This window comes from Streptococcus sp. CP1998 (assembly GCF_041026655.1).
GTDB lineage: Bacteria > Bacillota > Bacilli > Lactobacillales > Streptococcaceae > Streptococcus > Streptococcus dentalis.
Genome location: NZ_CP163380.1, coordinates 495,843 through 517,559, shown reverse-complemented (window position 1 = coordinate 517,559; position 21,717 = coordinate 495,843). Strand labels below are relative to the sequence as shown.

Sequence of the window (21,717 nt, the reverse complement as noted above, 5' to 3'; positions counted from 1 at the left end):
ATTTAGTCTAAATGAGGTGTATTTATGGTTGATGATTGTATTTTTTGTAAGATTATAGCTGGCGACATTCCTTCCTCCAAAGTCTACGAGGACGAGGAGGTCCTCGCATTTTTGGACATCTCTCAGGTTACACCCGGTCATACGTTAGTAGTTCCAAAAAAACACGCTCGCAACCTCTTAGAGATGGACGAAACTGTCACAGCTCAACTATTTGCACGTGTCTCTAAAGTTGCAAAAAAAGTAGAAGCTGCTACCCAAGCTAAAGGAATGAATATCATCAGCAACATGGAAGAAGTTTCTGGACAAACCGTTTTTCACACACATGTCCACATTATCCCTCGCTATTCCGATCAAGATGAGCTTGCCATTTCATTTACTGAACACGAGCCTAATTTTGAACAACTAGCAGTTCTCGCAGAAACCATCAAAAACAGTTAAAAAGGAGGCCATATGAAACTCAAAAATCTCTTTTGGTTTGCAACAGGAGCTAGCATTAGCTACCACCTGGTAAAAAACCGTCAGGAAATTAAAACAGAGGTGACTGAATCCAGCCAATTGGTCAAGGGAATTCAAGATAACCTAGCAAAGATCCAACGCAACCTGGATATTATCCAAGACCAAAAGACCAATCTTCAAGAATTGGTAACGGATTTCCAATACAAGACAAAACTGTTTCGTCAGCAAGCAACAGCCTCTCTAAAAGAAATTCAAGACATCTGGCAACCAAGTAAAAACGATTGAGAAAACTCAATCGTTTTTTTCTTATTCTGAAGGTACCGTAGGTGTCACACTGCTCGACTCTGTAGCTGCAGGGGCAACTGGCGTTACAGGAGCAACGGAACTTTGAGGTGTCACTACACCTGTATCCTGGGTTGATGGTACAACTGGTAGTTGGTTATACTCTTGGTAAACAGGTGCTTCCTCAGATGTTGCTACTGGAGTATCATTTTGAGAAGAAGAATTCTTCAACTCTTCGTCTCCATCCAATAAGTAAGCATTTGTTTTCAGTGTTTTAATTTCTTTCTTTCCTAAAGCTTTGCGGATGATATTTTGAATTTTCAAGAGATGTTTTGAAGTGACAATCTGATAACTTCCACCATCTGCCAAGGTCGCATCTTCTCCTTTCAGCTGATACTGATGAATCGTTGAAAGGGCGTCTTTATATCCGAGTAATTGAAGAAGACTGTTGCTATCAAGTGAAATGTTGGTTTGCATATTGTCACTAACAGACTCAATAATTCCTTTGTAGTGACTCAAACTATTGAGGCTTAAAACTTTCTCAACAATTTTTTTAATCACTTCACGTTGGCGTTTTTGACGCCCATAGTCTCCTTCCGGGTCTTGGTAGCGCATCCGTGAGTAAACGAGTGCTTGGTCCCCATTAATTTCCTGACGTCCTGGTGCGATTTTAGCCGTATATTCTGGCTCATTTTCCTCAATCGAGATATCGAAGTCAAATGGATTGTTAACCGTGATCCCACCAACCTTATCCACTAATTGAACCAATCCCTTCATATTGATCATGACATAGCGGTCAATATGGATATTCAAAAGATCTTGAATGGTCTTAATGGCTAACTTGGCACCACCTTGAGCATAAGCCGAATTCAATTTTGCTTGGACCGTTTCACCATCTGAAGTAATATTGGTTAGGATATCTCTTTCCAAGCTCGTCATGGTTGTTTCTTTTGTTTGAGGATTAACAGTCACCAAAATCATGGTATCACTATTTCCAGCCCAAGGATCTTCCCTAGAACCACTACCTGTATCAACCCCCATCAAAAGGATGGTCATCGGCTTGTTTTCTGCAATGACATTGGTCTCATTTCCAAAGCTCTTATAGGTCTTACTGAGTGCCCCCGTCGTCTGATTAAGGATGGTAAGGCCATAGGCTCCGACCCCAATCACTGTTACCGTCAATAAGCTCAAAAACATCAAAATAATTTTTTTAACCATATAGAATCTCTCTCTAATCTATCAGTTTCCCCATAAGGTAAACATCTAAAAATTCTCCTTCAGCTGAACAAGCTCCACGAGCTTGGCAACCTTCGATCTCAAAACCTAACTTTTTATACAGGTGAACCGCCCGTTCATTGCGCACTTGGACATTCAAGACTAGTTTCCGAAGAATACCGGTCGAGTGTGCCCACTCAATTCCTTCTTCCAGCAAGATCTGTCCAAGCCCTTGATTCCAATAAGCTTTTTGAACCACAATAAAGACATCACCAATATGCTGAGTGGACCGTTTAGAAGCCGCAGTGATATTTAACAAAGCTACCAATTCCTGATCTAGAAATAGCAAGAGGCAAATCCGGTTATCCGACATCTCTTGCACCATTAGAAAATGCTCCATGTCTGCTAGAGTCATGCCAATCCCAGTTTCATCTAGCGTCATGTAGTCCGACTCTTTTCCAACTTGATTTAAGAAATCAATGACAAGAGCTGCGTCTGCACTTTCAGCTTGCCGAATTTCTAACGTCACTTCCTTTTCCTTAGTCATCGGTTTTTTCCACCTGCTCAAAGGATGCTAGTAAAGCTTCTGCACGCGCTCCATGAGCTTCAAAAGCTAACTCTCTCCCATCTTCCAATTTTCGGATAAAAATTTTTAGATAAGCATCCGAAAGACTCGGCTCAATCAGCTCTCCCCATTCAATAATGGTAGCCCCATCTCCAAATAGAAAATCATCTAAATCAATAGAATCTGGATCATTTCCAATCCGGTAAACATCCAAATGGTATAAAGGCAAGCGACCTTCGTATTCACGAACAATGGTATAAGTCGGGCTTTTAATCATCTGATCAATCCCTAACCCCTTTGCAATTCCTTTAGTAAAGGTCGTTTTTCCTGCCCCTAGATCACCTGATAAGATGATCACGTCTTGCTTTTCTATGAGTTTTCCTAGCTGTTTTCCTAGAGCGATCAGCTCCGTTTCATTGTGACTAATCATTTCTCTATTATACCAAACTTTTTAAAAATCTGCTCTTTCTTTTAGAAAATGTTCGACTCCGGTTTGTTTTTGAGAAAAAGAAATCAAAGAAAACAGGAAACTCTCCCATTAATTCCCTCAATCCATCTAAAAAGGAATGGGAGACAACTCCCATTCCTTTTTGGCACTTTCCTGATGCTTAATTCAAGGCCATGCTAACGTAGTTTAAAATAAAGAGAACATCTAAAATCCAAATCATGCTGTGCACTTCTTTGGCTTGTCCTTTAACCACCTTCACCAAGCTATAGGTGATAAATCCAGCAGCGATCCCTTGTGTAATCGAGTAGCTGAAGCCCATAAAGATAGAGGTGAAGAAGGCAGGAACTGCTTCTGACATATCTTCCCAATGGATATTTTTCAATCCACTCAACATCATGATCCCAACAACAATCAAAATTGGAGCTGTAGCAGCGGTCGGTACAATCGCCAACAAAGGACTAAAGAGACTTGAAATAGCAAAACAGATTGCCACAACCAAGGCTGTCAAACCAGTGCGTCCACCAGCTCCAATACCAGCTGCAGATTCAACATACGTCGTTACGTTTGAAGTTCCTGCAATAGCTCCGACTGAAGTCGCTACAAGGTCTGAATAGAGGGCCTTATCTAATTTCGCTGATTGATGGTTTTCCCCATTTGTCGCAACAATCCCAACTTTTTCACCCGTACCGATTAAAGTTCCAATTGTATCAAAAATATCAGTCAAGGAGAAGGCTAAAATTGCCATTAAGGTCTCAGGCAAACGAGACGTATTGGAAATCAACGAACCCAATCCTTTTGATCCCAAAGCTTGACCAAAGATCGTGCCTAAATCATTAAAGGCAGCTCCTAGATGGTTACTTGCAAAGTCAATTTTAGTGATATCAACCACATGGATGAGAATTCCAAGCACAGTCGTTGCTAAGATAGAAAGGATAATCCCTCCCTTAATTCCTTTGACAACAAAGAAAATAGTAATCGCAAGACCAACAAGAGCCAAGAGGACAGCCGGATTGTTAAAATCAACCAATCCAGGAACAGCAGATGCATTGGCTGAGATCGTTGCATTCGCCTTATCTGCTCCTTCCCCGACCACTGTATAGGTATGAGGATCAATCGTGAATTTCAAAAATCCTGCATTCTTAATCCCAACATAAGCCAAGAAAATCCCGATCCCCGCTGAAATAGCAGACCGAAGAGCGGTCGGAATTGATTCAATGATCATCTTTCGAACATTTGTCAATGTGATAATCAATGAAATCACACCACAAATGAAGACCATTCCCAAAGCTTCCTGCCATGAGTAGCCCATACCAAATACAACGGTAAAGGTAAAGAAGGCATTCAAGCCCATCCCAGGTGCTTGTGCATAAGGTAAATTGGCATAAAAAGCCATCATCAAGGTCCCGACAACGGATCCAATAATCGTTGCAAGGAAGACTCCTTGAGCTGGCATACCTGTTTGTGACAACATTTGAGGGTTTACGAAGAGGATATAACTCATCGCAAAAAAGGTTGTCAAACCAGCAAGAACCTCTGTCCGAACAGTGGTTCCATGTTCTGAAAGTTTAAAAAACTTATCCATTTCAGAATAAACTCCTTTTTCATCATTCTCGCTCCCAATCAATTTGCGAACGTTATTTCTATTTTACCAAAAGATCTTTCGCCTTTCAAGAAATCCTACTTCTCTTCTCGATTTTTGAGCGCTTTTCCGATTTTTCTGATATAATGGTCTCATTCTTCTCGAAAGGAACCGAATTATGCATAAAAAGATGATCGCTCTAGATTTAGACGGCACCCTCTTAAATTCCGAAAGCAAATTGAGCGACTTTACCATTGATACGATTAAAAAAATTAGTGCTCTTGGCCATAAAATCATTATTACAACAGGACGCCCCTACCGTATGGCACATACCTACTACAAACAACTAGAGCTAGATACTCCAATGATCAATTTTAATGGTTCTCTTACGCATCTACCTGAGAAAAAATGGGCGGATGAACAATGTTTGACTTTAGATAAAAAATACCTGCTAGATATGGTCGCTAACCGAGACACCATCCAAGCGGACTTTATAGCTGGCGAATACCGCAATAAATTCTTTATTACTGATCCAAATGAGCACGTTGCAGACCCTAAATTATTCGGTATTGAATCTTTCCAACCAGAAAATCAATTCAATCCCGAGCGGGTAACGAGCGACCCAAACTGTATCCTCTTTCAAACGAAAGCGGAAGACAAATATGCTCTGGCAGATGAAATGAATCGGCATTATGACTACAATCTGTCTATCAATACTTGGGGTGGTCCCTTAAATATTCTGGAATGCAATCCCAAAAATGTGACCAAAGCATCTGCTCTGACCTACCTTCTGGATAAACTCAATATGGATCAGAAAGATTTGATTGCCTTTGGAGACGAGCACAACGATACCGACATGCTAGCTCTCGCTGGTCATGGATACGCCATGAAAAATGCTAGCTCCGTCCTTCTCCCTTATGCAGACTCCGTCACAGATTTCACCAATAACGAAGATGGTGTCGCGCGCCAATTAATTCAATTATTCTTATAATAGGAACAGACATGAGTTATCCCCTCATGTCTTTTTCTACCCTAAATACTTAATCGGTTAATCAATACCCCCCTATTTTTCCATTTTTTTCATTGCTTTGTCATCTAACTTGTGATATTATTAACATAGTTATTAAAGAAGCGCTTCCAAAAATGCTAAACCACTTCTCGTTCACTTAAGGAGGAACAAAATGAAAGCTGTTGTTGTAAATCCAGAAGGTACTGGTGTTGAAATTGTTGCAAACAAAGAAATGCGACCACTTGAAACAGGGGAAGCTCTTGTTCAAATCGAATACTGTGGTGTCTGCCACACTGACTTGCACGTCGCACATGGAGACTTCGGTAAAGTTCCAGGCCGTGTTCTTGGACACGAAGGAATCGGACTTGTGAAAGAAGTTGCTCCAGATGTCAAGAGCCTAAAAGTTGGGGATCGTGTCAGTGTTGCTTGGTTCTTCGAAGGTTGTGGAACTTGTGAATACTGTACAACTGGTCGCGAGACTCTTTGTCGGACTGTTAAAAATGCTGGTTACTCTGTTGATGGAGGAATGGCTGAACAATGTATCGTTACTGCAGATTATGCAGTGAAAGTACCTGAAGGATTAGATCCAGCCCAAGCTTCTTCTATTACGTGTGCAGGTGTTACAACTTACAAAGCCATCAAAGAAGCCAAAGCTGAACCAGGACAATGGATCGTTATCTATGGAGCTGGTGGACTAGGAAACTTGGGTGTTCAATATGCTAAGAAAGTCTTCAACGCACATGTCATCGCTGTCGATATCAACAATGATAAACTAGAATTGGCGAAAGAAATTGGTGCAGACTTTGTCATCAACGGTCGCGAAGTTGAAGATGTCCCAGGATTGATTAAAGAAAAAACAAATGGTGGAGCTCACTCTGCTGTCGTAACAGCTGTTTCTAAAGTAGCTTTCAACCAAGCAGTAGATTCTGTTCGTGCAGGTGGCCGCGTTGTCGCAGTTGGTCTTCCTTCTGAAATGATGGACCTCAGCATTGTGAAAACGGTATTAGATGGTATCCAAGTCATTGGTTCTCTTGTAGGAACTCGTAAAGACTTGGAAGAAGCTTTCCAATTTGGTGCAGAAGGCTTGGTAGTTCCTGTCGTTCAAAAACGTCCAGTAGAAGATGCAGTCAAAGTCTTTGACGAAATGGAAGCCGGAACCATTCAAGGACGTATGGTACTTGACTTTACAAACTAAACAACTGAACCTACAGGACTAGCCCAACTGGGCTAGTCTTTTTTGTGTGCTCTCAATCACTCTATTTTACAATTTATTATATATTTATTTTTGTTTTCGGGAATATCGTTTGATTGTCGGAATCTTTTTATTGAGAACAAAATCCTATAAAACATATTATTATTGATTTTTTAAGCATCAACAAGTAATAAACAAAATTCATTCAAGAGCATTCTTTTTCTATCTAATGTTAATTTAATATAACAAATTAATATTTTTATATCGAGATTTTGATAGAAAAATTGACTTAAGTGTGAAAACGATTTATAATAAAGTAGCTTAAAGTTTTCTTAAACTGAAAGTCAAACAAATTTTATAAGGAGGAATGTCAATAATGAGTATTGGTATCATTATTGCTAGCCACGGTGAATTTGCAGCTGGAATCCACCAATCCGGCTCGATGATCTTTGGGGATCAAGAGAAAGTTCAAGTGGTTACGTTCATGCCAAGTGAAGGCCCGGATGATCTCTATGCTAAATTCAATGCAGCTGTTGCCGCATTTGATGCAGAAGATGAAGTCTTGGTTTTGGCTGACCTTTGGAGTGGTTCTCCATTTAACCAAGCAAGTCGCGTCATGGGAGAAAATCCAGATCGTAAATTTGCGATCATCACAGGATTGAACCTTCCGATGTTGATTCAAGCTTATACAGAACGTTTGATGGATGCAAATGCCGGCGTTGATCAAGTCGCTGCAAACATCATCAAGGAAGCAAAAGACGGTGTCAAAGCCCTTCCAGAAGAATTGAATCCTGTTGAAGAAGCTAGTACAGCCGCTGCTGCTCCTGTAGCCCAAGCTGCTATTCCAGAAGGAACGGTTATCGGAGATGGAAAACTCAAGATTAACCTTGCCCGCTTAGATACACGTCTTCTTCATGGACAAGTCGCAACTGCTTGGACACCTGATTCAAAAGCCGATCGGATCATTGTTGCTTCAGATTCTGTTGCCAAAGATGAACTCCGTAAGGAATTGATCAAACAAGCGGCACCAAATGGTGTGAAAGCAAACGTTGTCCCAATTCAAAAATTGATCGACGTTGCAAAAGATCCACGTTTTGGAAATACCCATGCTTTGATCTTATTTGAAACACCTCAAGATGCTCTTCGCGCCATCGAAGGTGGTGTTCCGATTAAAACCTTGAACGTTGGTTCAATGGCCCACTCAACTGGTAAAACCATGGTTAACAATGTGTTGTCAATGGATAAAGATGACGTGGCTACATTTGAAAAAATGCGTGATCTTGGAGTTGAATTTGACGTCCGTAAAGTGCCAAATGACTCTAAGAAAGATTTGTTTGACTTAATTAACAAAGCTAACGTTCAATAATCGATTACTTACGAAAGGATTTTAAACATGTCTATTATTTCTATGGTATTAGTGGTCGTTGTTGCCTTCTTAGCAGGTCTTGAAGGTATCCTTGACCAATTCCAATTCCACCAACCCCTTGTTGCTTGTACCTTAATCGGTTTGGTAACAGGTAACTTGACTGCTGGCATTATGCTTGGTGGTTCACTTCAATTTATTGCACTTGGCTGGGCAAACATTGGTGCCGCAGTTGCACCCGATGCTGCCCTTGCATCTGTCGCTGCTGCCATCATCATGGTACTTGGGGGAGACTTCAGTACAAAAGGAATCGCTGTCGCTCAAGGTGTCGCTATTCCACTTGCAGTTGCTGGTCTTTTCTTGACCATGATCGTCCGTACCCTTTCCGTTGGTTTGGTTCACACTGCCGACGCTGCTGCTAGAAAAGGGGATATCAAAGGTGTAGAACGCGCTCACTTTGTGGCCCTTCTTCTTCAAGGTCTTCGTATCGCCATTCCTGCAGCCCTCTTGTTGATGATTCCTGCTGAAACTGTCAAAACTGCTCTTGAACAAATGCCAAAATGGCTCTCTGATGGAATGCAAATCGGTGGTGGTATGGTTGTAGCCGTTGGTTATGCCATGGTTATCAACATGATGGCGAGCCGTGAAGTATGGCCATTCTTTGCCATCGGTTTTGCTCTTGCAGCCGTTAGCCAATTAACTTTGATCGCTCTTGGAGCAATTGGTGTTGCCCTTGCCTTGATCTACCTTACTCTTTCTAAGAAAGGTGGCAATGGAGGTGGCGGAGCCGCTACTTCTAACGATCCAATCGGCGACATTCTCGAAGACTATTAAGAAAGGTGTGACACTATCATGACTGAAAAATTACAATTATCTAAATCAGATCGTCAAAAAGTTTGGTGGCGTTCAACCTTCTTGCAAGGTTCTTGGAACTATGAACGGATGCAAAACTTGGGTTGGGCTTACTCATTGATCCCAGCTATCAAAAAACTCTACACGAAGAAAGAAGACCAAGCGGCTGCTCTTGAACGTCACATGGAATTCTTCAACACTCACCCATACGTTGCCGCTCCTATCATCGGGGTAACACTTGCTCTTGAAGAAGAAAGAGCAAACGGTCTTGCGATTGATGATCTTGCCATCCAAGGGGTTAAAATTGGTATGATGGGTCCTTTGGCGGGTATCGGAGATCCAGTCTTCTGGTTTACAGTACGTCCTATCCTTGGTGCCCTTGGTGCATCACTTGCTGCGTCTGGTAATATCCTTGGCCCACTCATCTTCTTTATCGCATGGAATGCGATTCGTATGGCCTTCTTGTGGTACACGCAAGAACTTGGTTACAGAGCAGGTTCTGAAATTACCAAAGATATGTCTGGTGGGATCTTGCAAGACATCACTAAAGGAGCTTCTATCCTTGGGATGTTCATCCTCGCTGTTTTGGTAGAACGTTGGGTATCTATTAAATTCGTCTTCAATGTTTCTTCTGTCAAATTAGACGACAAAGCTTATATCCACTGGGATAAACTTCCTGAAGGATACAAGGGTATCCAAGAAGCCTTCGCTCAAGTTGGCTCAGGTCTCTCTCAAACACCTGAAAAAGTTACGACTTTCCAACAAAACTTGGATTCATTGATTCCTGGTTTGATGGGATTACTTCTTACTTTTGCTTGTATGTGGTTGTTGAAGAAAAAAGTATCTCCAATCACTATCATTATCGCTCTCTTTGTAATCGGTGTATTAGCACACGTTGCTGGCTTGATGTAAGCAAAGATCAACTAAAAAGAAGGTTTCGGCCTTCTTTTTATTATGATATAATGGAGTGAATAGCAATACAGGAGGATCTCATGGCTCAATCATTGAATAAAACCGTTGAATTCCATACTACAGGGGTTTCTTACCTTGGAGTGGGGGGAAAGGTTGGAAAAATCCTAGTCGGGAATGCCGCTTTTGAATTTTATGCGGATGCTAATGTTGAAGACTACATCCAAATTCCCTGGCAAGAAATCGAACAAATCGGAGCCAATGTATCCGGACGTAAAATTAGCCGCCATTTTGAAATCTATACCAGAGAATCAAAATTTCTCTTTGCTTCAAAAGACTCTGGAAAAATTTTAAAGATTGCTCGGGAACATCTAGGAAATGATAAAATTGTCAAACTTCCTACGTTGATCCAAATCATCACGGCTAAAATTAAAAATCTATTTGCAAAATAGGATCTTTTCTTGTATAATAGACGCAAACGGATAAGTAAGTTAAGAGGTTCTTTCAGAAAGTCTGCGGTTGCTGCGAGCAGATAGAAATCTTAATTGAAATTCTACCGTTTCTTTAAAATACAATATCGAATCAAGTGCACACCTGTGAAGTTGGATGGAACCGTGGCTCTGCCACTCCAACACTCTAACAGGTGTGTTTTTTGTTAAAGGAGAAGCTATGTTAGATATTAAACGAATTCGTACAGACTTTGATGCTGTTGCTAAAAAATTGGCAACACGTGGCGTAGATGCAGCTATTTTGAATGAAATGAAAGAAATCGATGCTAAACGTCGAGATATCTTAGTCAAAGTAGAAAATCTCAAAGCAGAGCGTAATACTGTATCTGCTGAAATCGCACAAGCTAAACGCAACAAGGAAAATGCAGATGATAAGATTGCTGCCATGCAAACCCTCTCTGCAGAAGTCAAAGCATTGGATACAGAATTGGCTGAAATCGATGCCAAATTAACTGAATTCACTACTACCCTTCCAAATATCCCTGCTGACAGTGTCCCTGTTGGAGCAGATGAGGATGACAACGTTGAAGTTCGCCGTTGGGGAACTCCTCGCGAGTTTGACTTCGAACCAAAAGCTCACTGGGATTTAGGTGAAGACCTTGATATCCTTGACTGGGAACGCGGGGCTAAAGTTACTGGTGCTCGTTTCCTCTTTTACAAAGGACTTGGAGCTCGCTTAGAACGCGCTATCTACAACTTCATGTTGGACGAACATGGCAAGGAAGGCTACACTGAAGTCATCCCTCCTTACATGGTCAACCATGATTCTATGTTTGGTACTGGACAATATCCAAAATTCAAGGAAGATACTTTTGAACTTAGCGATACTAATTATGTCCTCATTCCAACTGCTGAAGTTCCTTTGACGAACTACTACCGCGATGAAATTCTTGATGGGAAAGACCTTCCAATCTACTTCACCGCTATGAGTCCATCATTCCGTTCAGAAGCTGGTTCAGCTGGTCGTGATACTCGTGGCTTGATCCGTTTGCACCAATTCCATAAGGTTGAAATGGTGAAATTTGCCAAACCAGAAGAATCATATGATGAATTGGAAAAAATGGTTGTCAATGCTGAAAATATCCTTCAAAAACTGAACCTTCCATACCGTGTAGTAGCTCTCTCCACGGGAGACATGGGCTTCTCAGCTGCCAAGACTTATGACTTGGAAGTATGGATTCCAGCGCAAAACACCTACCGTGAAATCTCAAGCTGTTCTAATACAGAAGATTTCCAAGCTCGCCGTGCGCAAATCCGCTATCGTGATGAAGCAGATGGCAAGGTAAAACTCCTTCACACTTTGAACGGTTCTGGGTTAGCTGTCGGACGTACCGTCGCTGCTATTCTTGAAAACTACCAAAACGAAGACGGTTCTGTGACCATTCCAGAAGTCCTTCGCCCATACATGGGTGGCGCAGAAGTCATCGCACCAAAATAAAGTTTAAAAAAACTGAGTCTTGCAAATTGCAAGCTCAGTTTTTTAATATTTACGAAAACGTTGGTAGCGTTGCTCCAGAAGCTCTTCGAGAGTTAAAGCTTGTAAAACCTTTAACTCTTCCTGTAATTCCTTCTTCACTTGAGCCAGTAGTTCCCCATTCGAAAATCCATGCTCGGGAATCACCTTATCGACAATTTCCATATTTAATAATTCGTGAGAAGTAATCTTCATCAACTCTGCTGCTTCCATTGCACGGCTTCCATCTTTCCAAAGAATAGAGGCAAAACCTTCTGGACTCAAGACCGCATAGATGGAATTTTCAAGCATCCAGACCTTATCTGCCACAGCAAGAGCCAAGGCACCACCAGAGCCACCTTCTCCGATGATAATCGCGATAATTGGAACTTTTAGATCACTCATTTCCATGAGGTTGCGGGCAATGGCTTCCCCTTGTCCTCGTTCTTCAGCACCAACACCAGGATAAGCACCCGCTGTATTGATAAAGGTCACAACTGGACGACCAAATTTCTCCGCTTGCTTCATGAGGCGCAAAGCTTTTCGATAGCCTTCTGGATGGGGTTGCCCAAAATTACGTTTTAGATTATCCTGAAGATTTTTTCCTTTTTGGATCCCAACGACTGTAACCGTTTGATCGCCTAATCGTCCAATCCCACCAATCACCGCACCATCATCACGGAAGTTTCGATCTCCATGTAATTCGATAAAATCATCAAAAATTCCTTGAGCAAAATCAAGCGCAGTCAATCTTCCTTGGTCACGTGCCTCTTTAATAATCTGTGTTATTTTACTCATGTTTACCTCCATGAAGGGCCAATAATTGTCCAACTGTTGCTCGGATTTGGCTTCTCTCCACGATCAAGTCTACAAATCCATGTTCTTGTAGAAATTCTGCTTTTTGGAAATCATCTGGCAATTGTTCACGTACAGTAGACTCAATCACGCGTCGACCAGCAAACCCGACCAAGGCCTGACTCTCTGCCATGATAATATCACCTTCCATAGCAAATGAAGCCGTTACCCCACCGGTTGTCGGATCTGTCAATACCGTCAAATAGAATAATTTTTCTTTAGAATGACGTTGAACAGCCGCAGAAATTTTTGCCATTTGCATCAAACTCACGATTCCTTCTTGCATCCGAGCACCACCGGAAGCGGTAAAAAGAACAACTGGCAATTTTTCTTTTGTCGCAAATTCAAATAAACGAGTAATTTTTTCGCCTACTACAGAACCCATTGAAGCCATGATAAAGTTGGAATCCATGATCCCAAGCGCAACTTTTTGCCCTTTAATCAAGGCAGCTCCAGTCAGGACAGCTTCATCCAGTCCTGTCATTTCCCGCACTGCTGCTAATTTCTTCTTATAATTTGGGAAATTCAAAGGATCTGTCGTTTCGATTCCTGTAAACATTTCTTCAAAGCTAGCTGGATCCACTGTCAACGCCAAGCGTTCTTTAGCAGAAATACGGAAGGTATAGCCACAATTCGGGCATACTCGTTCACTACCTAAATCCTTTTGGTAAATGGTATGTTTACAACCTGGGCATTGTGAAAATAGTTCATCAGGAACTTCAGGTTTTGGCTGAGGCTCCTTCCAGGCTGACCTATTCGGATTGATCCGAATATATTTATCTTTTTTAGAAAATAATGCCATTACTTACTCCTTATAATATGCTACAGTATCTGAAGCATTACTATAAAAGCCTGAAACTGTGAAGATGATGTTCATACTTCCCTCACAAGTCCAGGCTTTTTCATCATTCCTTATTATAATTTGGAAGGAATTGTTCCATCAAAAATGCAGTGTCATAATCACCAGCGATCACATGTGAATCTGAAATCAAATCCAACTGGAAACTGCTATTGGTGGTGACACCATCGATTTCCAACTCATAAAGAGCACGCTGCATTTTCATCAGTGCATCAAAGCGATTTTCCCCATGGACAATGATTTTGGCAATCATACTATCATAGTATGGTGGAATCGTATACCCAGGATACACAGCAGAATCCACACGCAAGCCAACCCCACCACTTGGAAGATAGAGATTAGTGATCTTACCAGGGCTAGGTGCAAAGTTGAAGGAAGGATTTTCCGCATTGATCCGGCATTCAATCGCATGGCCTTTAATGACAATATCCTCTTGAGTAACGGATAATTCTTGGCCAGCTGCGATTTTAATCTGTTCCTTAACGATATCAACTCCTGTTACAAATTCCGTGACAGGATGCTCTACTTGGACACGGGTATTCATTTCCATAAAGTAGAACTCACCCTTGCCTTCATCATACAAGAATTCAATCGTTCCAGCATTCTCGTACCCAACTGATTCAGCTGCACGAACAGCTGCAGAACCAATCCGATCACGAAGCGTTTTTCCAATAGCAATCGAAGGGGATTCTTCTAGAACTTTTTGGTTATTTCGTTGAAGAGAACAATCGCGTTCACCTAAGTGAATAACATGTCCATGCTGATCCGCTAAAATCTGTACTTCAATGTGGCGTGCCGGATAAATCACCCGTTCCATATACATGGCACCATTTCCAAAAGCAGCTTGAGCTTCTGAGGAAGCAGATTCAAAAGCAGCAACCAAATCTTCTGGTTTTTCAACCTTCCGAATTCCTTTACCACCGCCTCCTGCAGATGCTTTCAACATCACAGGGTAACCAATACGCTCTGCAATCTCGAGGGCTTCTTCAGCAGTATACACTTCACCATCTGATCCAGGAATAACAGGTACTCCTGCTTTGATCATCTGTTTACGAGCATTAATCTTATCCCCCATCAAATCCATGACTTTAGCAGAAGGACCAATAAATTTAATGCCCACTTCCTCACACATGGTCGCAAATTTTGAGTTTTCACTTAAAAATCCAAAACCAGGATGGATAGCTTCTGCTCCTGTTAGAACAGCTGCAGACAAGACAGCACTCATATTCAAATAAGACTCTGTTGATTTAGCAGGTCCAATACAGACTGCTTCATCCGCTAGTAAGGTATGCAAGGCTTCTTTATCAGCAGTAGAATACACTGCAACCGTCTCGATGCCAAGTTCACGAGCCGCACGAATAATACGAACTGCAATCTCACCACGATTGGCGATTAAGATCTTACGAAACATAGATAGGCCTTTCTTAATTTCCAATTGCAAACGTAAGCGTTCCTGAAGCTACAAGCTTACCGTCTACTTCTGCTTTCGCTTCAACAACAGCAATTGTTCCACGACGTTTGACAAAAGTAGCTGTCATCACCAGTTGATCTCCTGGAACGACTTGTTTTTTAAACTTCACCTTGTCCATCCCTGCATAAAAGACTAATTTTCCTTTATTTTCAGGTTTTGACAACTCTAGTACACCTGCTGTTTGTGCCAAAGCTTCCATGATGAGAACACCTGGCATAACAGGATATTGTGGAAAATGTCCATTAAAAAATGGTTCATTAATTGTCACGTTCTTAATGGCAACAATCGTATCTTCGCTTGTTTCCAATACGCGATCCACCAAAAGCATTGGGTAACGATGCGGCAAAGCCTCACGAATAGCATTAATATCAATTGTCATTTGATTCGAACCAATCCTTTTCCAAATTCAACCATTTCTTCATTCGTTACCAAAATTTCAGTGACTACCCCATCTTTAGGTGCTGGGACTTCATTCATCACTTTCATGGCTTCGATAATCAAGAGTGTTTGACCCTTAGTAACTTTGTCTCCTACAGATACAAAGGCTGATTTATCCGGTGCTGGCGACAAGTAAGCCACCCCAACCAATGGACTTTCAACCACATCACCTTCTGCACCTGAGCTGGAGCGAACTGGTTCAGCCGCTACAGCTGGAGTTGCTGGGGCTTCAACAACAGGGGCTACTACAGGAGTTTGAGGAGTTGCTACCACTTCAACTGCAGGAGCAACCGGTGTAGCCGCAACTGAACTCGTTTGGTTTTTACTCAAATTCAATTCTTCGCCATTATTTTTATATGAGAATTCACGCAAAGTTGACGCATCAAATTGAGCCAACAAATCTTTGATTTCAGAAATATTCATGAATTAACCCTCCCAACGTTTAAAGGCCAGAACAGCATTGTGTCCTCCAAAACCAAAGGTATTTGAGATAGCATACTGAATATCCGCTTCTTGACCTTCACCATAAACAACGTTTGCTTCGATATAGTCAGACAATTCTTTGGTACCAGCAGTTTTTGGTACAAAGCTGTGACGAATCGCTTCGATGGTAGCAATCGCTTCAACCGCACCAGCAGCACCAAGCAAGTGTCCTGTAAATGATTTAGTAGATGATACAGGAACTTCTTTACCAAGTACAGAAACAATAGCTCCGCTTTCACCTTTCTCATTGGCAGGTGTAGAGGTACCATGCGCATTGACATAATCGACATCTTCAGGTTTGATACCAGCTTCATTGATCGCTAATTTAATCGCTTTAGCCGCACCTGAACCATCTGGTGTTGGTGTTGTCATGTGGTAGGCATCACAGTTTGAACCGTAACCAACTATTTCAGCTAAAATATTAGCACCACGTTTTTGGGCATGTTCCAAACTTTCGATGACAAGAACCCCTGCACCTTCCCCCATCACAAAACCATTGCGGTCTTTGTCAAATGGAATAGATGAGCGTTCTGGGTCTTCCGTTGTTGAAAGGGCCGTAAGGGCATTGAAACCACCGATACCAATCTTAGTAATCGAAGCTTCAGCACCACCTGCCAAAACAACATCATGCATACCAAATTTAATTTCACGGAAAGCTTCACCAATTGCATCATTGGCAGAAGCACAAGCTGTTGTCACGGATTTACATACCCCTTGAGCCCCAATCTTAAGTGCGATATTTCCAGCACCCATGTTTGAAAGAGCTTTTGGAATAAACATTGGTTGGATTCTCTTCATCCCACGTTCATGCATCCGGATAATTTGATCTTCCAATTCTTGCAAACCACCGATACCAGATGATACAATCACACCTACACGATCGCGGTCTTCTTCTTCCATGTTCAAGCCTGAATTTTCAATAGCTTCCATCGCAGCATAGATTGCATACAATGAGTAAGTATCCATACGATTTTGATCTTTTTTTACAAAATATTTATCGAATGGGAAATCTTGAATTTCACCAGCATTAAAGACTGGAATTTCAGAAGCATCAAATTTCGTAATGGGTTTGATCCCAATTTTTCCTTCATGAAGGCTATTCCAAAATTCTTCTGGTGTATTTCCGATTGGTGAGGTTACACCATAACCTGTAACAACAACACGATTTGTAGACATATATATTCTCCTTTTGTCGGATGGATATTTAAGTAAGTGATTTTCGATCAGTGAGCATTCATTATTGCATAGTCATTCCGCCATCAATGGCAATTGTTTGACCAGTTAAATATTCTTGACCTGCTAAGAAAGCCGCAACTTCTGCCACTTCTTCAGCTTGACCAATTCGTTTCATTGGCACTTGAGCTAGCATGGCATCTTTCATTTTCTCTGGAATAGCATCAGTCATATCTGATTCAATGAAACCAGGTGCAATGGCATTCACACGAACGCCACGAGCCGCAACTTCACGCGCTACTGATTTAGTGAAACCAATCAAACCAGCTTTTGAAGCCGCATAGTTCGCTTGACCGATATTCCCCATTAGACCAACAACAGAGGACATGTTGATAATGGCCCCTTGACGAGCTTTAGACATCGGTTTTAAGACAGCTTGAGTCATATTAAAGGCACCTGTCAAATTGATTTTCAAGACCCGTTCAAAATCTTCTTCAGTCATTTTCAACATCAACTTGTCGTTTGTGATGCCAGCGTTATTGACCAAAACATCAACACTTCCAAGCTTTTCAATTGCTTCAGCTACCATACGTTGCGCATCTTCGCCATTAGAAATATCCCCAGAAATACCAACAACAGTCACACCATAGTCAGCAAACTGCGCAAGCAAGTCCTCAGAAATTTCAGAACGTCCATTTAGGACAACATTAGCACCGAGACTCGCAAATTTATGAGCCACAGCCAATCCAATTCCGCGTGTTGAACCTGTTACAAAAACATTTTTATTTTTAAGTTCCATCTTTACCTCGTTTTAAGCATTCAGAAGTGCATCTAGACTAGCCTGATCTTCGACGTTATGAGTTGGAAGAGTTTTATCAATTTTCTTCAAGAATCCTGACAAGACTTTTCCAGGTCCAATTTCGATGACCTCATCTACACCAAATTCTTGAATCGTAGCAATTGAATCATAGAAACGAACCGGTTCTTTTACTTGACGGGCCAAAAGTGCTTTCACATCTTCTGACTTCATGATAGTAGCTTCTGTATTCCCAACTAAAGGAAGATCAAAATCATTAAATGATACTTTTTCTAGTTCAGCCGCCAATTTTTGACTAGCAGATTCCAGTAAGGCTGTGTGGAATGGACCTGACACATTCAAAGGGATCAAGCGTTTGGCACCTGCTTCCTGCAATAGTTCCACAGCATAGTCCACAGCCGCAACCTCACCACCAATCACAATTTGTGCTGGCGTATTGTAGTTAGCTGGTGTTACTACACCCTTTTCGGATGCTTGTTGACAAATCTCCTCGATCAAACTTGGGTCTGTATTCATAACAGCAACCATTTTCCCACTTCCAGCGGGAGCTGCCGTTTCCATGAATTCACCTCGTTTCGCAACCAAAGCTACTGCATCTTCAAACGAAAGAGCTCCAGCCGCAACCAGGGCAGAATATTCCCCCAAAGAGAGACCGGCAACAATATCAGGAGTGATACCATTTTCTACTAAGAGACGATAAATGGCTACTGACGTTGTCAAAATAGCTGGTTGAGTATAGCGTGTCTGATTCAGTTTTTCTTCGTTAGAATCAATCAATTCACGCAAATCATAGCCTAGAATACGACTAGCCGTATCAAATGTCTCTTTAACAACGGGATAAGCCGCATACAAATCGCTCGCCATGCCCAATTTCTGAGCCCCTTGACCAGCAAATAAGAACGCACGTTTTGTCACTATCCTAATCCTTTCGACGTTTTTAGACGTTTACATCTGCCCAACGAGCGACTTCTCTTTGGATTACTTTAGTCGCACCATAATAGATATCTTCTAGGATTTCAGCACAAGTTTCTTCCTTGCTGACAAGTCCAGCAATTTGACCTGCCATGACAGATCCATTGTCAACATCTCCATCAACAACGGCATTGCGAAGGGCACCTGCTCCTAATTCTTCAATTTCTTCTTGAGTCTTCTTCCCTGCCAAGAAATCTTTTTCAGCTTGGTTATAGGCAGAAGCCAATTTATTCTTGATCGCACGAACAGGGTGTCCAACAACTGATGCTGAAACTACCGTATCAATATCTTTCGCTTTCAAGATTTTATTCTTAAAGTTTTGGTGAGCATTAGATTCTTTAGCAACCACGAAACGAGTTCCCACCTGAACAGCTTCGGCACCTAACATAAAGACAGCTGCAGCACCAGCACCATCAGCGACACCTCCAGCACCAATTACTGGAATAGAAACAGCTTCAACCACTTGACGAACCAAGGTCATAGTCGTCAATTTACCAATGTGACCTCCAGCTTCCATTCCTTCTGCAATCACCGCATCAGCACCCAATTTTTCCATCCGTTTTGCAAGGGCAACAGACGGAACAACTGGAATGACAGTGATCCCTGCTTTATGGAAACGATCCATGTATTTCCCAGGATTTCCAGCACCAGTTGTAACAACTTTTACACCTTCTTCAATCACCAGGTCAACAATGTCATCCGCGAATGGGGACAAAAGCATGATATTTACACCAAAAGGTTTATCTGTAATAGACTTCACTTTATCAATGTTAGCCTTTACAACTTCTTTTGGAGCATTCCCGCCACCAATGATTCCAAGACCACCGGCGTTTGATACTGCTCCAGCCAGGTCACCATCTGCGACCCATGCCATCCCACCTTGGAAGATTGGATATTTAATATTCAATAGTTCAGTAATTCGTGTTTGCATTATACCTACCTCTTTTTTCGCTTAAGTAATAGTTTGAGTTTAAAAGATTGTTTCTTTGAGGCTCAAACTATTACCTAAACAAGAGAGAATATCTTTCGATACTCTCATCCATCATTATTTTGTTTTTTCTTCTACGTAAGCGACAAGATCACCAACTGTAGACAATCCTTCTTCAGTTTCGATTTGGATGTCAAAAGCATCTTCAATTTCAGAGATAACTTGGAACAAATCCAATGAATCTGCTTCTAAATCTTCGAATGTGGATTCAAGAGTTACTTCTGATGGTTCTTTACCAAGTTCTTCAACGATAATTTCTTGTACTTTTTCAAATACTGCCATGATAGGCCTCCTTAAAAAAAATATATAAATTTTTAAAATGTGTTTCCACATGTTTAACTAGATTGTAACAAGAAGTGTGCCCCATGTCAAACCTCCACCGAATCCTGTCAGAAGAATTTTTTGACTTCCATCCATCTTGATTCGATGATTCTCAACACACTCTGATAATAGAATGGGGATACTAGCAGCACTAGTGTTCCCATATTCCATCATATTTGCTGGGATTTTCTCTCTAGAGACACCCAGTTTTTTTGACATCTTATCTAACATTCGGTCATTCGCCTGGTGTAACAGAAAATAGTCAATCTCTTCTGCTTCTATAGAGGCGTCTGCTATAATTTTTTGAATACTTTTCGTGACATCACGAATGGCAAAATCAAAAACTGCCCGTCCATCCATTGTGAGATATCTTCGATCAGAAACTTCATCTGAATAAGGGGAAGACAAACCCAAATAGCAAGACTCAAGACTAGCACCTCGGCTACCATCTGTAAAAAGATTCTCAGCCAAAAACGAATTTTGCTCGCTCGCTTCAAGCAAGACACCACCAGCCCCATCACCAAAAAGTACTGAAGTGGAACGTTCTGACCAGTCTAATACTTTTGAAAGCGTCTCACTACCGATCACAATTCCTCTCCGGTACATACCTGAAGAAATGTATTTTTCTGCAGTGGCTAATGCAAACACAAATCCGCTGCATGCTGCAGTCAGATCAAAGGCAAAAGCTCGAGAAGCTCCAATATTAGCTTGTACCCGGAGTCGATGGCATTAAGCTGTCTGGAGTAATCGTAGCGACAATGATAAAATCAATTTCCTCAGCGTCTAAGTTTGCTTTTGCTAATAATCTTTGTGCAACAACTGTTGCTAAATCACTTGTCGTCTCATCTTTTGAAATGTGACGCCGAAGGATACCTGTCCGACTACTGATCCATTCATCACTTGTATCCATGATCTCAGCCAAATCATCATTTGATACGACTTGGTCAGGTGCATAATGAGCAACTTGACTAATTTTAGCAAAGACCATTATTTAATTTCCTCCAAGAAACGATACAGATTTTGCAATCCTTTTTGCATCACTTTCTTCTCTTCGGGACTCATATCTCCAATAATCTGGTTGACCATCCGTTTATGGAATTGCTGATGAAGACGATAAAGTAGACGACCGTTCTTCGTTAAACTCAAGTGTACAACCCGGCGATCAACTTCCGATCTTCTTCTTTCGATATACCCTTTGCGCTCAAGATTATTCAAACTTGTCGTGACAGTCCCCAAAGTCACCATCAACTCCCGTGAAATATCACTCGGGGTTGCATTCGGTGTCGAACCAATCACATCGATCGTATGCATTTCTTTAATAGAAACATCTTTGAATCGACTTGCTCTTAGGCTCGACTCCTCAATAACCAAAACATTATTAAAGATGGATGTTAAATAGTCGTTAACTAATTGGTAATTCAAAACTCCACCTCCTAATTTTACTTTGATAGTCAAATTTTATCAAAAATGAAAATAATTTGCAAGCATTTTTTCACAAAACATAGAAA

24 protein-coding genes and 1 pseudogene are annotated in these 21,717 nt (G+C 41.4%); 9 read left to right on the top strand and 16 right to left on the bottom strand.

The window, feature by feature from the left end; genetic code table 11:
- Positions 1-24: 24 nt before the first annotated feature.
- The gene (locus tag AB4X21_RS02755; protein WP_155127762.1) at positions 25-438 is read left to right on the top strand and encodes an HIT family protein; all 414 of its coding nucleotides are present in this window, start codon (positions 25-27) and stop codon (positions 436-438) included.
- Positions 439-450: 12 nt separating this feature from the next.
- A complete protein-coding gene (locus AB4X21_RS02750; RefSeq protein ID WP_155127759.1) occupies positions 451-741 on the top strand; it encodes a hypothetical protein in 291 nt (96 codons plus the stop codon).
- A gap of 21 nt (positions 742-762) precedes the next feature.
- Here the strand turns inward: AB4X21_RS02750 and AB4X21_RS02745 are convergent, their stop codons facing one another.
- From AB4X21_RS02745 to AB4X21_RS02730, 4 genes are all read right to left on the bottom strand, one after another.
- Positions 763-1,956 (bottom strand): LCP family protein, encoded by a 1,194-nt coding sequence (locus AB4X21_RS02745; protein WP_155127756.1) that lies wholly within the window; start codon positions 1,954-1,956, stop codon positions 763-765.
- Between the two features lie 13 nt (positions 1,957-1,969).
- Positions 1,970-2,500: a GNAT family N-acetyltransferase gene (locus tag AB4X21_RS02740; RefSeq protein ID WP_003012634.1), complete on the bottom strand. Its 531-nt coding sequence runs from the start codon at positions 2,498-2,500 to the stop codon at positions 1,970-1,972.
- Positions 2,493-2,948 carry a tRNA (adenosine(37)-N6)-threonylcarbamoyltransferase complex ATPase subunit type 1 TsaE gene (gene tsaE / locus AB4X21_RS02735; protein WP_003012535.1) on the bottom strand — a complete coding sequence of 152 codons (456 nt, stop codon included), beginning with the start codon at positions 2,946-2,948 and terminating at the stop codon, positions 2,493-2,495. Before tsaE ends, AB4X21_RS02740 begins: the two co-directional genes overlap by 8 nt.
- A gap of 178 nt (positions 2,949-3,126) precedes the next feature.
- The gene (locus tag AB4X21_RS02730; protein WP_070464909.1) at positions 3,127-4,548 is read right to left on the bottom strand and encodes an NCS2 family permease; all 1,422 of its coding nucleotides are present in this window, start codon (positions 4,546-4,548) and stop codon (positions 3,127-3,129) included.
- A gap of 175 nt (positions 4,549-4,723) precedes the next feature.
- Between AB4X21_RS02730 and AB4X21_RS02725 the strand changes: the two genes are divergently transcribed.
- The 7 genes from AB4X21_RS02725 (at position 4,724) to serS (ending at position 11,817) form a co-directional block, all read left to right on the top strand.
- Entirely contained in the window at positions 4,724-5,536 is an 813-nt protein-coding gene (locus AB4X21_RS02725) for a Cof-type HAD-IIB family hydrolase (RefSeq protein ID WP_369088145.1), read from the top strand.
- Between the two features lie 190 nt (positions 5,537-5,726).
- Positions 5,727-6,749 (top strand): alcohol dehydrogenase AdhP, encoded by a 1,023-nt coding sequence (gene adhP, locus AB4X21_RS02720; protein ID WP_003012587.1) that lies wholly within the window; start codon positions 5,727-5,729, stop codon positions 6,747-6,749.
- A 373-nt stretch (positions 6,750-7,122) separates the two neighbouring features.
- Positions 7,123-8,112, top strand: coding sequence for a PTS sugar transporter subunit IIB (locus AB4X21_RS02715; protein WP_003010431.1), 990 nt, complete (start codon positions 7,123-7,125; stop codon positions 8,110-8,112).
- A 27-nt stretch (positions 8,113-8,139) separates the two neighbouring features.
- The gene (locus AB4X21_RS02710; RefSeq protein WP_048789380.1) at positions 8,140-8,943 is read left to right on the top strand and encodes a PTS mannose/fructose/sorbose transporter subunit IIC; all 804 of its coding nucleotides are present in this window, start codon (positions 8,140-8,142) and stop codon (positions 8,941-8,943) included.
- An 18-nt stretch (positions 8,944-8,961) separates the two neighbouring features.
- A complete protein-coding gene (locus AB4X21_RS02705; protein ID WP_369088144.1) occupies positions 8,962-9,873 on the top strand; it encodes a PTS system mannose/fructose/sorbose family transporter subunit IID in 912 nt (303 codons plus the stop codon).
- An 80-nt stretch (positions 9,874-9,953) separates the two neighbouring features.
- Positions 9,954-10,322: a DUF956 family protein gene (locus tag AB4X21_RS02700; RefSeq protein ID WP_003003958.1), complete on the top strand. Its 369-nt coding sequence runs from the start codon at positions 9,954-9,956 to the stop codon at positions 10,320-10,322.
- Positions 10,323-10,539: 217 nt separating this feature from the next.
- Positions 10,540-11,817 carry a serine--tRNA ligase gene (gene serS / locus AB4X21_RS02695; protein ID WP_155200065.1) on the top strand — a complete coding sequence of 426 codons (1,278 nt, stop codon included), beginning with the start codon at positions 10,540-10,542 and terminating at the stop codon, positions 11,815-11,817.
- Between the two features lie 42 nt (positions 11,818-11,859).
- On the opposite strand, the gene AB4X21_RS02690 is transcribed toward serS, so the two are convergent.
- From AB4X21_RS02690 to AB4X21_RS02635, 12 genes and pseudogenes are all read right to left on the bottom strand, one after another.
- Complete coding sequence (locus AB4X21_RS02690) at positions 11,860-12,630, bottom strand: acetyl-CoA carboxylase carboxyl transferase subunit alpha (protein WP_031575185.1); 771 nt, start codon at positions 12,628-12,630, stop codon at positions 11,860-11,862.
- Positions 12,623-13,489, bottom strand: a complete 867-nt coding sequence (gene accD / locus AB4X21_RS02685; RefSeq protein ID WP_061591172.1) for an acetyl-CoA carboxylase, carboxyltransferase subunit beta — start codon at positions 13,487-13,489, stop codon at positions 12,623-12,625. The genes AB4X21_RS02690 and accD overlap by 8 nt, the downstream gene beginning before the upstream one ends.
- A gap of 103 nt (positions 13,490-13,592) precedes the next feature.
- The gene (locus AB4X21_RS02680; RefSeq protein WP_045760281.1) at positions 13,593-14,957 is read right to left on the bottom strand and encodes an acetyl-CoA carboxylase biotin carboxylase subunit; all 1,365 of its coding nucleotides are present in this window, start codon (positions 14,955-14,957) and stop codon (positions 13,593-13,595) included.
- Between the two features lie 13 nt (positions 14,958-14,970).
- Positions 14,971-15,396 (bottom strand): 3-hydroxyacyl-ACP dehydratase FabZ, encoded by a 426-nt coding sequence (gene fabZ, locus AB4X21_RS02675; RefSeq protein WP_369088143.1) that lies wholly within the window; start codon positions 15,394-15,396, stop codon positions 14,971-14,973.
- Positions 15,393-15,878 (bottom strand): acetyl-CoA carboxylase biotin carboxyl carrier protein, encoded by a 486-nt coding sequence (gene accB / locus AB4X21_RS02670; protein ID WP_369088142.1) that lies wholly within the window; start codon positions 15,876-15,878, stop codon positions 15,393-15,395. Before accB ends, fabZ begins: the two co-directional genes overlap by 4 nt.
- 3 nt (positions 15,879-15,881) lie before the next feature.
- Positions 15,882-17,114 carry a beta-ketoacyl-ACP synthase II gene (gene fabF, locus AB4X21_RS02665; protein WP_003010454.1) on the bottom strand — a complete coding sequence of 411 codons (1,233 nt, stop codon included), beginning with the start codon at positions 17,112-17,114 and terminating at the stop codon, positions 15,882-15,884.
- A gap of 61 nt (positions 17,115-17,175) precedes the next feature.
- Positions 17,176-17,910, bottom strand: a complete 735-nt coding sequence (fabG, locus tag AB4X21_RS02660; protein WP_003010456.1) for a 3-oxoacyl-[acyl-carrier-protein] reductase — start codon at positions 17,908-17,910, stop codon at positions 17,176-17,178.
- A gap of 12 nt (positions 17,911-17,922) precedes the next feature.
- Positions 17,923-18,843: an ACP S-malonyltransferase gene (fabD, locus tag AB4X21_RS02655; RefSeq protein WP_003010459.1), complete on the bottom strand. Its 921-nt coding sequence runs from the start codon at positions 18,841-18,843 to the stop codon at positions 17,923-17,925.
- A gap of 22 nt (positions 18,844-18,865) precedes the next feature.
- Positions 18,866-19,831, bottom strand: a complete 966-nt coding sequence (fabK, locus tag AB4X21_RS02650; RefSeq protein ID WP_369088141.1) for an enoyl-[acyl-carrier-protein] reductase FabK — start codon at positions 19,829-19,831, stop codon at positions 18,866-18,868.
- 114 nt (positions 19,832-19,945) lie between these two features.
- Positions 19,946-20,170 (bottom strand): acyl carrier protein, encoded by a 225-nt coding sequence (locus AB4X21_RS02645; RefSeq protein WP_003003892.1) that lies wholly within the window; start codon positions 20,168-20,170, stop codon positions 19,946-19,948.
- Positions 20,171-20,227: 57 nt separating this feature from the next.
- Positions 20,228-21,197 (bottom strand): annotated as a pseudogene (locus tag AB4X21_RS02640) (beta-ketoacyl-ACP synthase III).
- Positions 21,197-21,631: a MarR family winged helix-turn-helix transcriptional regulator gene (locus AB4X21_RS02635; protein WP_003003993.1), complete on the bottom strand. Its 435-nt coding sequence runs from the start codon at positions 21,629-21,631 to the stop codon at positions 21,197-21,199. The pseudogene AB4X21_RS02640 and the gene AB4X21_RS02635 overlap by 1 nt, the downstream one beginning before the upstream one ends.
- Positions 21,632-21,717: the final 86 nt, after the last annotated feature.